This window comes from Novosphingobium sp. GW821-FHT09E05 (assembly GCF_059416165.1).
Genome location: NZ_JBWKOQ010000003.1, coordinates 23,851 through 36,508, shown reverse-complemented (window position 1 = coordinate 36,508; position 12,658 = coordinate 23,851). Strand labels below are relative to the sequence as shown.

At 65.1% G+C, this 12,658-nt stretch carries 12 protein-coding genes; 10 read left to right on the top strand and 2 right to left on the bottom strand.

The window, feature by feature from the left end; translation table 11 throughout:
* Positions 1-14 precede the first annotated feature (14 nt).
* On the bottom strand, positions 15-548 hold the full coding sequence (locus AC07M9_RS14675) for a hypothetical protein (protein ID WP_494884577.1): 534 nt from the start codon (positions 546-548) through the stop codon (positions 15-17).
* Between the two features lie 742 nt (positions 549-1,290).
* Between AC07M9_RS14675 and AC07M9_RS14670 the strand changes: the two genes are divergently transcribed.
* The 10 genes from AC07M9_RS14670 to AC07M9_RS14625 all read left to right on the top strand — a co-directional run bounded on the left by AC07M9_RS14670 (position 1,291) and on the right by AC07M9_RS14625 (position 11,455).
* Entirely contained in the window at positions 1,291-3,663 is a 2,373-nt protein-coding gene (locus AC07M9_RS14670) for a TonB-dependent receptor (RefSeq protein WP_494884575.1), read from the top strand.
* Positions 3,664-3,756: 93 nt separating this feature from the next.
* Entirely contained in the window at positions 3,757-4,872 is a 1,116-nt protein-coding gene (locus tag AC07M9_RS14665) for an AraC family transcriptional regulator ligand-binding domain-containing protein (RefSeq protein WP_494884573.1), read from the top strand.
* Positions 4,873-4,918: 46 nt separating this feature from the next.
* On the top strand, positions 4,919-5,449 hold the full coding sequence (locus tag AC07M9_RS14660) for a nuclear transport factor 2 family protein (RefSeq protein WP_494884571.1): 531 nt from the start codon (positions 4,919-4,921) through the stop codon (positions 5,447-5,449).
* Positions 5,446-6,342 (top strand): SDR family NAD(P)-dependent oxidoreductase, encoded by an 897-nt coding sequence (locus AC07M9_RS14655; RefSeq protein WP_494884569.1) that lies wholly within the window; start codon positions 5,446-5,448, stop codon positions 6,340-6,342. The genes AC07M9_RS14660 and AC07M9_RS14655 overlap by 4 nt, the downstream gene beginning before the upstream one ends.
* The gene (locus AC07M9_RS14650; RefSeq protein WP_494884567.1) at positions 6,332-6,886 is read left to right on the top strand and encodes a nuclear transport factor 2 family protein; all 555 of its coding nucleotides are present in this window, start codon (positions 6,332-6,334) and stop codon (positions 6,884-6,886) included. The genes AC07M9_RS14655 and AC07M9_RS14650 overlap by 11 nt, the downstream gene beginning before the upstream one ends.
* A complete protein-coding gene (locus tag AC07M9_RS14645; protein WP_494884566.1) occupies positions 6,886-7,776 on the top strand; it encodes an SDR family NAD(P)-dependent oxidoreductase in 891 nt (296 codons plus the stop codon). The genes AC07M9_RS14650 and AC07M9_RS14645 overlap by 1 nt, the downstream gene beginning before the upstream one ends.
* Positions 7,773-8,687, top strand: coding sequence for an SDR family NAD(P)-dependent oxidoreductase (locus AC07M9_RS14640; protein ID WP_494884564.1), 915 nt, complete (start codon positions 7,773-7,775; stop codon positions 8,685-8,687). The genes AC07M9_RS14645 and AC07M9_RS14640 overlap by 4 nt, the downstream gene beginning before the upstream one ends.
* Before the next feature lie 91 nt (positions 8,688-8,778).
* The gene (locus tag AC07M9_RS14635) at positions 8,779-9,891 is read left to right on the top strand and encodes an S-(hydroxymethyl)glutathione dehydrogenase/class III alcohol dehydrogenase (protein WP_494884562.1); all 1,113 of its coding nucleotides are present in this window, start codon (positions 8,779-8,781) and stop codon (positions 9,889-9,891) included.
* Entirely contained in the window at positions 9,891-10,724 is an 834-nt protein-coding gene (gene fghA, locus AC07M9_RS14630; protein WP_494884560.1) for an S-formylglutathione hydrolase, read from the top strand. The genes AC07M9_RS14635 and fghA overlap by 1 nt, the downstream gene beginning before the upstream one ends.
* 59 nt (positions 10,725-10,783) lie before the next feature.
* Positions 10,784-11,455 (top strand): TetR/AcrR family transcriptional regulator, encoded by a 672-nt coding sequence (locus AC07M9_RS14625; RefSeq protein WP_494884558.1) that lies wholly within the window; start codon positions 10,784-10,786, stop codon positions 11,453-11,455.
* Positions 11,456-11,510: 55 nt separating this feature from the next.
* Here AC07M9_RS14625 and AC07M9_RS14620 read toward each other — a convergent pair whose 3' ends face one another.
* Positions 11,511-12,656 carry a methyltransferase domain-containing protein gene (locus AC07M9_RS14620; RefSeq protein WP_494884556.1) on the bottom strand — a complete coding sequence of 382 codons (1,146 nt, stop codon included), beginning with the start codon at positions 12,654-12,656 and terminating at the stop codon, positions 11,511-11,513.
* Positions 12,657-12,658: the final 2 nt, after the last annotated feature.

Sequence of the window (12,658 nt, the reverse complement as noted above, 5' to 3'; positions counted from 1 at the left end):
CTGGTCCGTCCGGACTAGTTCAGGCGCAGCTCACCCTGCCGCCGGTCGACAGCGACCGGGAGAGGGGAGGGCGAGGATCGCCCCAGGAGGCAGCGCGCGCGGCCGACGAGGGCGTAGACGACGTGACGACCGGCACCGCGGTTGTGGTGATCGACCCGGAAACCTTGGTAGTGCCGACGGATCAGGCCAGCCTGGACGAGTTCGGATACCGCGCGGCTGAGGTTCGTCTTGCCGGACTTGCGGATGCGTTCGTGGACTTCGGCGGCGATGGCTTCTTCGACCGCCTGCGGTTCGGTCGGCATTTTGCCAGACACCATCACTTCGGCGCGGACCTTTTCGGCCAGCATGAGGCGCTTGGGATCTCGGGCACCCATCGGGGCCAGCGCATCGCAAAGCCAGTCACGCAGCAGCGTGGCGCGGCCGCCGTGCATCACCATGGGGCCGGCGCTGCCGTCGGGCCGCGCGATCTCGGCGATCAGGCTGAGCACCATGAAGGCGTAGCGCGGGCGAGTGCTGGTGTGCGCTACAAGGTCCAGCAGTTCGCCCATGTCGCTGGCCTGGCCGCGATGCGGGATGGGAGGCGTGTCAAGGAACATAGCGAGGCAAAATAGAGCACATAAACGGAATCGTGAGAATCCCCTTTCAGGCTCGCCCGTCGCTTTGTCAGCCATGACACTTTACCGCCGGCAAAGTGTCATGGGCGACGTTTTACTTGCTTTGTTATGGCAGGCGAAAGCAGCGCGCTCCCTGACAGGCGTATTATTGGCTGTGAGGGCGGGCCGCCAGCAATCAGCCTCGTCCTGACCGCGCGACATCTGGACGGCCAATGGACATGATTCGACATTCGACTTCTGATCGTCCTATTTGGTAAAACCAATCTGGGCGGCTGTTGCGATATGACGGAGTTCGCCTCCAGTTCGTCGAAAAGCCTTTATTTGTCATAGAGATGAAAAAAGATCGCACTCGGTGCGCGCCTCATGCGCGTTTTTCGCTAAGCCGACAAATCGCCCGGGCGAAGGCGGCTGCCCCCATTGATCGCCATAGGGATGTTGGTCCGCGCTGCTTCATTCTCTGCGCGGTGCCTCGTATGTTCCGCCAGTCGGTTGCAGGCCAGTCATGGTCTCGATTGGCCGGACAGGTGTCGGACACGGTAAATATCCGAACGACGCTCTTCTCGTCAAAAGGCGAGAAATCCGTGGCTGTGTTCGCTCGATGGCGCTGACCAAAAGGTCATGCCTTCGGCAGGTTCGGGGCCAGAACGGTAAGACCAATGATTAGGGAAGAGATGTTATGAGGCTATTTTCGTCTGTACTGCTGTGCTCGGCCAGCCTAGTCGGTCTCTCGGCGCCTGCCTTCGCGCAGGACACGGCGCCCGCTGCAGAGGAAGATGCCGCAGTCGGCAATGTCATCATCGTTCAGGCCCGCCGCCGCGACGAAGCGGTTCAGGACGTGCCCGCCGTCATCGACACCGTTACCGCCGACGACGTCGCCAAGCTCAATCTGCGTGACTTCAAGGAAGTCTCGACCATTGTCCCCGGCCTGCAGTTGACCACCGAAGCCAATGGCACCGGCGGCAACGCGCGCCTGCGCGGGGTCAATTTCGACATCACCGCCAGCGGCAGCAACCCGACGGTCGAATTCTACTTCAACGACGCCCCGATCACGGCCGGCGCGATCCTGCAGCAGATGTACGACATCGGCCAGATCGAAGTGCAGCGTGGGCCCCAGGGCACCCTGCGCGGCCGCGCGGCGCCTTCGGGCTCCATCACGATCGGCGCGAAGAAGCCGAACCTCTATGAGATCGGTGGCTTCACCGACATGACCGCCAACGACATCGGCACTCTCAACTTCAAGGGCGGCCTCAACCTGCCCGTGATCGAAGGCGTCGCCGCGATCCGCGTTGCCGGCGTCTGGGACGAGAACGAGGCTGACCGCGTTCGTCCCGTCACCGCCGGCCGCGATCCTTTCGCGCGCACCAAGAGTGGTCGCGTCTCGGCGCTCGTTCAGCCGACCGACTGGCTGAAATTGGAGGGCCTGTACCAGTACATGGACCGCCGCGCCTTCACCTACGACCAGGTTGCCTCGTTCAGCGAGGTCAATCCGACCGCACCTGCCAGCCCGCTCTACATCGACACCTCCGATCGCCGATCGATCCAGGAATCGGCACGCGAAATCCACCAGGTCTACGAGATCTTCAACTGGCGCGCCGAAGCCTCGGCGATGGGCCAGGTGCTGATCTACCAGGGCCAGCACAACACCCAGAAGATCAGCGCGCCGGAGAACCAGGACTTCGGTAACTTCTTCCCGGGCGACGTCAACCAGCTCACCTACTCGCACCCCAAGTGGACTTCGCATGAAATCCGCCTGCAGAACGACGCGCGCATCGCGGACATCTTCGACTACGTCGTCGGCTACTTCGATTACAGGACCAGCCAGCCGACCGAACTGACCCGCCCGACCATCATTGGCATCCCGACGAGCGCGACCAGCGGGCGTATCCTCTCCGTCGTGCAGACCGCCGTGGACCGCGTAGGCGACAGCCATGAGAAGTCGTTCTTCGGCAACCTCACGGCGCACCTCGGGTCCAGCACCGAGCTTTCGGGCGGCGTGCGGCATATCTCCTACACGTCGGAGAACGCGCTCTACGTGAACAGTGCGCTCACCGATACGCAGGGGCAGGACGCCAAGAAGTGGATCTACTCGGCATCGGTGAAGCATAACTTCACGCCCGACTTCATGATCTATGCCAGCACCGGCAGCTCGTGGCGCCCCGGCATCAACGTCGTGGGCGACTTCAGCCAGCGTCAGTCGGCGCTGGAGAGCAGCTTCATCAACCTTCCGGCGGAAACCTCCAAGTCTTATGAAATCGGCCTGAAGAGCACTTTGATGGGCGGCCGCCTGCGCGCCAACCTCACCGGCTATCACCAGAAGTTCAACAACTACCCGTACCGTGTCGGCGGCCGCGGCGTGTACTTCGTCGACTACACCAACCCCGCGAACCCGGTGGTCTCGCAGTTCAACTTCGTCGGCGCCGTGCCGGTCGAGGTGAACGGCATCGAGGGCGACGTCTCCTTCGACATCATCCCGGGCTGGAGCGTCAGCGCGGTTGCCAGTTACTCGATGGGCAAGATTAAGAACGGCAGCATCCCGTGCAACGATCTCAACGGCGACGGCATCCCTGATGCCAACACCTCCGCGCCCAGCTTGGCGCAGCTGCAGGCGGCCACCGGCGGCAACAACCTGTCGGCCTGTGATGTGTCGCAGCGTTCGGGCTTCCAGGCGCCGTTCAGCGCATCGCTCACCAGCGAATACAACTTCTCGGTCAGCAACCGGGTCGATGCCTATGTTCGCGGGCTGATGAGCTTCTCGGGCAATTCGCAGACCGATCCGAACAACATCTATGATGATCTCGGTTCTTACGGCCTGTTTAACCTCTACGCGGGCATTCGCGATCCGAAGGGCGCGTGGGAGGTCTCGCTGTTTGCCAAGAACCTGTTCGACACCACCAAGACACTGAGCCGCAGCGATCCGCTGTTCACGTCCTACCGCAACGCCGCCGCAGGCTTTGCGGCGACAACCTACACCAGCACCTACACGGCGGTGACTTCCACCGTGCCGCGTGAGTTCGGCATCAACGTGCGCTACGCCTTCGGCTCGCGCTGAAGTAAAGCGATCCGGTCGGAGGGCGGGCGTTCGAAGGGACGCCCGCCCTCCGGCGTTTCCCGCCGTACGCTTGACGCGCCTGGGGGCAAGTGCATGCTGGAGAGCGTGAACTGGACCCGCGACATCGACATGCCGGCAGAGGGCGACACCGCCTTCGACGCAGTCAATGCCGATCTCCTGCGAGGTTTCACTTCGCTTTGCTGGGAACTGGGCGGCGATCCCGAATCCCTGCTCGCCGCTGCCGGGATTGCGTGGCGCGCCGATGACGGTACGGCGCGTGGGACCTACCGCCAGACCATTGCGGTGCTATCGGATGCCGCGGAGAGGCTCGCCTGCCCGGATTTCGGGATGCGGCTGGCGGCGCGCCAGGCGGGCGGCGGAATGCATGGCCCGATGGGTTCCGTCATGCGTCACTCCGGAACGCTCGGGGCCGCCCTCGATTTTGCGACGAGCCACATGCATGTCCATAGCCGCGCCGCGCGGATCACGCGTCGGCCCGTGGCGGCCCGCCGCCAGCATCTGTTTTCCCACGAGCTGCTCGTCGATCGCTACGAACGGCAGGACCAGGCGATCGAACTGGTGATCCTGTCGGGCCACCTCGGGGCACTAGAGCTTACCGGAGGCCATGCTCGTGCGCGGCAGGTGCTGTTCCGCCATCAGCCGGTCGCCCCGTTGGCTGTTTACCGCGCTCACTTCGGGTTCGAACCGTTGTTCGACCAGCCCTACGACGGACTTATCCTCTCCGATGCCGATCTGGCCAGCCCGGTGATCCATGCCGATTCGGACGAGCAGGCGCGGCTGGTCGCGTCCGTAGAGCAACGTTTCACCTGGCAGGCGCCGCCGCTCCATGCCGCCGTGCGCGGTGCGATCCTGCGCGGGCTTCATTCGGGCGCCTGCTCGAATGCCGAGGTGGCGGGAGACCTTGGCCTTCACACCCGCACGCTGCACCGCCGTCTCGCTCAGGAGGCGACCAGTTTCCAGCAGATCAAGGACGAGGTGCGGCGCGAGGCGCTGCTCTATTACGTGCGCGGCACCCGCCACCGCTTCACCTGGATCGCCGACAAGCTGCAGTTCGCCGAGCAGTCGGTGATGGCTCGCTTCTGCGTCCGGGCCTTCGGGATGTCGCCCCGGCGATTGCGCGAGGCGGCGGTTGCGCCGGCGGGCCTTTCGTCTGAAAATGTCAAGCAAGGGCGCCGTGAAGTGGGATAGCCAACTCGGAGACTGTCTGAAGGGCAGCCCGGCGATGGAGAGGACGATGGACGCGATTGTACTGCAGATGGTCGACCGCGAGGCGATCCGCGCCTGCGTTGCGCAGTTGGCGCGCGGTGAGGACCGGCGCAGCGCTGAACTGATCCGCGCGAGCTGGTGGCCCGAGGCGCGCTTCGACTACGGCGTCCACAGCGGCGATTTCGAGACCTACCTCGCCTGGGTCGTACCCGGCGCCGATGCGATCAAGGACACGCAGCATCTGCTTGGTCAGACATACGTCGAACTCGCCGGAGATACCGCCAGGGCCGAGACCCACGTCTTTTCCTATCACCGGGTCGACATGGGTGCGGGCGATCGCGACACCTGCATCGGCGGGCGTTATCTCGACACGTTCGAAAAGCGTGACGGCGACTGGCGCATCGCCGACCGCGTGATGCTTTACGACTGGGAGCAGGACTGGGGTCCGGCGGCCGACTGGTCGAAGGGGGTGATGGGCTACCCCTTCAGCGGCGAGCATTTCCCCGGACGTGCGAAGGGTGATTTCTCCGAACGCTGGTTCGCGGGAGATGCAGCGTGAGCGCACCTCTCGCAGGCAAGGTCGCACTTGTTACCGGCGCCAGCCGAGGTATCGGCAAGGGTATCGCCCTGGTCCTCGCAGAGCAGGGTGCGACCGTCTACGTCACCGGCCGCACCGTTCATGAAGGCGATTATTACCTGCCCGGCACGGTGGGGGGTACCGCCGCCGAATGTGACGAGCGGGGGCGCGCGAGTGGCGGCAAGGGCATGGCGGTCGCCTGCGACCATGGCGACGATGCGGCCGTGGCGGTGCTCTTTGAGCGGATAGCGGCGGAGCAGGGCCGGCTCGACATTCTCGTCAACAATGCCTTCACGCTCTCCGACGACCTGCTCGAGCCCAGGGGCTTTTGGGAAAAGCCGCTCTCGAACCTTGAGATGTGGGACGTTGGGGTGAAATCGAACTACGTCGCGGCCTGGCATGCGGCGAAGATCATGGCCCCGCAGAAATCGGGGTTGATCGTGGCGATTTCCGGCTTTGCGGCGGTCACGTACACCTACAGCGTGATTTTCGGCACCTCCAAGTCCGCCGTTGACCGCATGGCGCGCGACATGGCGATCGAACTTGAGCCGCACGGCGTCGCCTCGCTGACCCTGTGGCAGGGCTTGACCCTCACCGAGAAGGCTCAGGACAATCTGGCGAAGATGGGCGACAAGATGACGAAGTCCATTACCTCGATGCAGGGCAGCACCGTCGAGCATCCCGGACGCGTGATCGCCGCGCTGGCCGCCGACCCCGATGTGATGAAACGCTCGGGCGGCGAGTATGTGACCGCCGAACTGGCGCAGGAATATGGCATCACTGACGTGGATGGCAGCGTGATCGCCTCTGCCCGTGCTGCGCGCGGATCGCCCATCTGGAAACCGATTTCGGAGGTCAACTACCGTGGCAACTGAGCGTGATGCGCGGCTCGAAGCGCTTTTGGACAAGCAGGACATTCACGAGTGTCTTGCCCGCTTTTCGCGGGGCATGGACCGGTTCGACCGCGCCATCTACCTCTCGGCGTTCTGGAACGATGCGCAAATGGCCGCGGGTCCTTTCGTCGGAAGCGCGGCGGACTGCTGGGACTGGGCGGTGCCGATGCACGAAGCCGGGCAGATCGTGACCCACCACGCGCTGCTGCAGACCACCATCGACCTCGACGGCGACACTGCGCATTCCGAGACCTACTACCAGTTCGTCGGTCGCAATCGCGACGAGAGTTTGTGGATCGCCGGCGGTCGCTATATCGACCGGCTGGAGCGGCGCGGCGGTGAATGGAAGATCGCGCTGCGCACCAACGTGATCGAGTGGGGATGCCTGCCGCCGCCAATGCCGATCCCCTTCGCCGACGTGCCTGACATCGCGGTCAACGGGGTGTCCTCGCGCAGCAAGGAAGACCCGTCCTATCAGCGCCCGCTCGTGAACAGGCGCGTACCCGCCAATCCGGCAAAACCCTGATGAGCGCCCGGTCCGACCGGCTCGCCGGCAAGGTCGCGGTCGTTACCGGTGCCAGTCGCGGCATCGGCAAGGGCGTCGCGCTGGCGCTCGCCGAGCATGGCGCGACGGTCTACGTGACCGGCCGGACGGTCAGCGCCGGTGAACACGCGCTCCCAGGCTCCCTGGAGGAAACCGTCGCGCAAGTGGACGCGCGGGGCGGACGGGGTGTGGCCGTCGCCATGGACCTGCTCTACGAGGGCCAGGTCGCCGCTGTGTTTGACCGGGTCCGGCGCGACGAAGGTCGGCTCGACCTGCTTGTCAACAATGCGATGGCCATCCCGGATTCGATGACGCAGCGCGTCGGTTTCTGGGAGAAGCCGCTATCGGACGAGTGGCAGATCTGGGACACCGGATTGCGCGCGGCCTTCGTCGCGGCATGGCATGCGGCGCGGATCATGGTGCCGCAAGGCTCAGGCCTGATCGCAGCACTGTCGGGCTATGTCGGCGTTACGTATACGTACGATGTGGTGTTCGGGACCACCAAGACCGCGACAGACCGGATGATGCGCGACATGGGGCATGAATTGCAGGGCACCGGCGTCAGCGCCGTCTCGCTCTGGCAAGGTTTTACCTATACCGAGCGTGCGACCGAGAACCTCAAGGCGGTCCCCGGCATGGCCAGCCAGCTGGGTAGCGCGGTCGGCTCCTCGCCCGAGTTTCCGGGCAGGGTGATCGCGGCCCTTGCCATGGATCCGGACGTGGCGGCGAAGTCGGGGGGGACGTTCATCAATGCCGAACTGGCGGCCGGATACGGTGTCACCGACAGTGACGGGCGCACGATCCCGTCGCTGCGCGAAACTCGGGGCGCGCCGCTGTGGGCGGCTGGCGACACGACATGGAGAGCAGAATGACAGAACGCCGCTTCGACGGACGGGTCGCCGTCATTACCGGCGGGGCGCGCGGGCTTGGCTTTGCGTATGCGCAACTTCTCGGCTCGCTCGGGGCAAAAATCATCGTCAACGACAATGGTAGCGCCATGTCCGGTTCGGGCGCCGACGTCGGTCCGGCAGAGGAAGCCGCGAAGGCCCTGCGCGCTGCCGGCTGCGAGGCGGTCGCCTGCATCGAGAGCGTCGCCACCGCCGAAGGCGGACAGGCGATTGTGGAGGCGGCGCTCGATGCGTTCGGCCGCATCGACGTGCTGATCCATAGCGCCGGAAATGTCCGCTACGGCGCGCTGGATGCGATCAGCCACGCGGATTTCCGCGCGGTGATCGACGTTCACCTGCTCGGCGCCTTCAACGTCGTGCGTCCCGCATTCGCGCGCATGGCGGCCGCGGGCTATGGCCGCGTGGTGCTGAGCGGGTCGATCGGCGGGCTATATTCGATCGCGAACGGGGTGAACTACGCGATGTCGAAAAGCGCGATGATCGGCCTCAACAACATGATCGCGATCGAGGGGGCGGACCGTGACGTGAAATCGAATGTGATCCTGCCGGGCGCGGTCACCCGCATGGCCGAGGGGCTCGATGTGACGCAATACCCGCCGATGGGGCCTGAACTCGTGGCGCCGGTCGTCGGCCTGCTGGCGCACGAGAGCTGCCCGGTTTCAGGCGAGCTCTACGTTTCGATGGCAGGCCGCATCGCGCGCGCTTTCGTCACCGAGACCCGGGGTGTCTACCGTCCGGAATGGACCATCGACGAGGTCGCCGCGGACCTCGACGCCATTCGCGACGATTCCGCGCTCTGGACCTTCCACCCGGTCGAGAACGGCTTCGGTGAGCACATGGCGAAAAGCTTCGCCATGGCGCGCGGCGAGGCCTGAGGTTCACGAAGTTGCGGATTTAATCGAGAAAGCCATTAACGAGCCTCCGGCAAGCCGTTAGAACGCGCGGCGTGAACAGGAGACAGTTTCGATGAAGACCCGTGCCGCCGTAGCCTTCGAAGCGAAGAAGCCGCTCGAGATCGTCGAGGTCGATCTCGACGGACCCCGCGCAGGCGAAGTTCTCGTCGAGATCATGGCGACCGGCATCTGCCATACCGACGCCTACACACTCGACGGGCTCGACAGCGAGGGCATCTTCCCCTCGATCCTCGGGCACGAGGGTGCGGGTATCGTGCGCGAAGTGGGTGCGGGCGTCACCAGCGTGACGCCCGGCGACCACATTATCCCGCTTTACACGCCCGAATGCCGCCAGTGTAAGTCGTGCCTCTCGGGCAAGACCAACCTGTGCACCGCGATCCGCGCCACGCAGGGCCAGGGCCTGATGCCGGACGGCACCAGCCGCTTCAGCTACAAGGGCCAGCAGATCTTTCACTACATGGGCTGCTCGACGTTCTCGAACTTCACCGTGCTGCCCGAGATCGCCGTCGCGAAGATCCGCCAGGACGCACCGTTCCAGAGTTCGTGCTACGTCGGCTGCGGCGTCACCACCGGCGTCGGCGCGGTGATCAACACGGCCAAGGTGCAGGTCGGCGACAATGTCGTCGTGTTCGGTCTCGGCGGCATCGGGCTCAACGTGATTCAGGGCGCGCGGCTTGCCGGTGCGGGCAAGATCATCGGCGTCGACATCAATCCCGACCGCGAGGAATGGGGCCGCCGCTTCGGCATGACCGACTTCCTCAACGGCAAGGGCATGAGCCGCGAGGATGTCGTCGCGAAGATCGTACTGATGACCGATGGCGGCGCCGACTACACCTTCGACGCCACCGGCAACACCGAAGTGATGCGCACCGCGCTGGAGGCCTGCCACCGCGGCTGGGGCACGTCGGTCGTCATCGGCGTGGCCGAGGCCGGCAAGGAAATTGCGACCCGCCCGTTCCAGCTCGTCACCGGCCGCAACTGGCGCGGTACTGCATTCGGCGGCGCCAAGGGGCGGACCGATGTGCCCAAGATCGTCGACATGTACATGACCGGCAAGATCGAGATCGACCCGATGATCACGCATGTCATGGGTCTCGAGGAGATCAACACCGCGTTTGACCTGATGCACGAGGGCAAGTCCATCCGCTCCGTCGTGGTCTTCTGATGGAGACCGTCTCCATCAGCCGCAGCTATGGCGGGACGCAGGGCGTCTATCGGCACCAGAGCCGCGAGACGGGGACGGAGATGACATTCTCCGTCTTCGTGCCGGACCATGCGGAAGGCACGAAGCTGCCGGTGATCTGGTTCCTCTCGGGCCTCACCTGCACCCATGCCAACGTCACCGAGAAGGGCGAATTCCGCGCGGCATGCGCGCAGCATGGCGTGATCTTCGTCGCACCCGACACCTCGCCTCGCGGCGAGGACGTGCCGGACGACGAGGCCTATGATTTTGGCAAGGGCGCGGGCTTCTACGTCGATGCCACCGAGGAACCCTGGGCGCGGCATTTCCGCATGCGCTCGTATATCGAGAGCGAATTGCCGGCGCTGGTCGCCGCCGAGTTTCCGGCCGACCTGGAACGGCAGGCGATCTGCGGGCACTCGATGGGCGGGCATGGCGCGCTGACCGTCGCACTGCGCAACCCGGACCGCTTCCGTTCCGTGAGCGCGTTCTCGCCGATCGTTTCGCCGCTGAACTGCGCATGGGGTGACAAGGCGCTGACCGGCTATATCGGCGCGGATCGCTCGATCTGGCGGGAATACGATGCCTGTGCGCTGATCGAGGACGGAGCACGTCTGCCAGCACTCCTCGTCGACCAAGGTCTGGCGGACGGCTTCCTCGAGAGCCAGCTGAAGACTCAGCTCCTGGTCGGCGCCTGCGAAACGGCCGGCCAGCCAGCTACCATTCGCATGCAAGAGGGGTATGACCACTCTTATTACTTCATCTCAACCTTCATGCCCGAGCACGTCGGCTGGCATGCCAAGCACCTGAAGGACTGATCCTGCCAGATGGCCCCGTTCAGCCTGTCCAGCGATTGTCGCCTGCGCATTCCACCGCGATGACGGAGCCGGCGGGCAAACCCAAGGCCGCTACCCGCAAAGGCGAGGCGACGAGGAATCAAATCCTCGACGCGTCCGAGATTCTCTTCGCCCGCAGTGGATATCTCGGCACGTCGCTGCGTGACATCGCGCAGGAGGCGGGGGTGCGCATGGGGCTGGTCCACTACCATTTCGGCAACAAGCACCTCATCCTAGAAGCTGCGCTGGACCGCAAACTGGGCCTTCTGCGCGAGACGATCGCAGCGAGCTTCGCCGAGGTCGAGGGCCGGCCCGAACCGTTCGGGCTCGAGGAAATCGTGACGGCGTTCATCCTGCCGTTCCTCCAGTCCGCCTCGCGCCCGGACGATCCGCTGCGCAATTACATCGTCATGACCTCGCACCTGATGAGCTCATACCGGATGCCGGAGCTGCGACCGATCCTCGCCAAGCTGAGCGTGGTTTCCGGCATCCTGACCGAACGTTTGCGGGTTCACCGGCCGGAAATCCCGGAAAGCAACCTTCTCGCCGGGGTCTACCTGATCGAGGCGGCGCTCATATTCATGGTGCAGGATCCCGGTTTCCTCGACGATCTCAGCCGCAATCATCATTCGGTGGCGCGGCTGGAGGACATCGCCCGCCCGGCGTTGCGCTTCTTCGCCAGCGGGTTGGAGAGTCTTCAGGCGCCGTGCTGACGATCCGGCGCGAGGCAATTTTGCTGCCGGATCGGAAAATCCACGGCAAAACCTTCTATCGGCGCTTGAACCAGATGGCCGTCGTCTGCGGATAGGACACCCGGATTTCACCCGCGACCAGCCGGGCATCGAAGCCCAGCGCGTCCTCCCGCGTCTCGGCATCGGCACGGAAGAGGGCGCGGATCTCATCGACCGTGCAGGTGTCCGGGAACGAGGTCGCCAGCACCGCGTCGAGCGGCAGGTCCGCTGCGAGGCTGGCGTGCAGCATTGGCGGGCTTAGCGCCAGTCCGGAGCCCAGGCGTGCCATCTCATCGGGCGTCAGCGCGTGCGCGTGCGAGGGGTCGCGCATGCGCTCCACCCGGTCGTAGGCGGCGGACTTCTCCGGCGCGGGCGTCACGTCACGCACCGCGATGCGGCCGCCGGGCCTGCAGACCCGCACCATTTCGGCCAGCGCCGACCGGGGATCAAGCATGTGATGGAACGCAGCGCCGCAAACCACCAGGCTGAAACTCTCGCTGGCGAAGGGCAGGGCGAAGGCATCGCCCTCCACCCACACGGCGTTTTGGCACCCGCTTCGCGCCTGCGCCTCGCGCGCCTGATCCAGCATTGCCGGGGTCAGGTCGAGTCCGGTCACTCGCGCCACGTGCGGCGCCAGACTCAGAGCCATGGCGCCTGTGCCGCAGCAGACATCGAGGACCACGTCGTCCGGCCCGGTGGCCACCTGCGCGCGGAACGCGGCACTGCGATCTACCCCCTCCATCGCGCCCGTCAGCCGCCCATAGCCCTCCGCCTGCCGCGAGAACTGGTCCATGACCTGCGCCTTTTGCTCCACCGGCACGAAGCTGTGGTCCGCCCGCGAGCGCACGTTGAGCAGACGCGCGCCGTGCTCGCCCGCGCGGAAGCTGTAGGGCTGGCCGGCCGGGATGAACATCGAGCCGCCCGCCCCCAGAGTCTGCCCGCCCCAATGCAGCGAGCCTTCGACGACGTAAAAGATTTCCGGATCGTCGTGGCTGTGCGGTGCCACCAGCGTCTGCGGCTGCAGCCGCATCTCCATCAGCTGAGGGCCATCCGCGCCTCCCTCGTGGAAGGCGAGGCGGCCCTCCAGCTCGGTCGGGTCGATGTGATCGCGCATCCCGCCCATCGCAATATCGCCGATCCGGCGCCAGGCCAGCTGTTCGGGCGGGTGGACACGAATGGTCATGG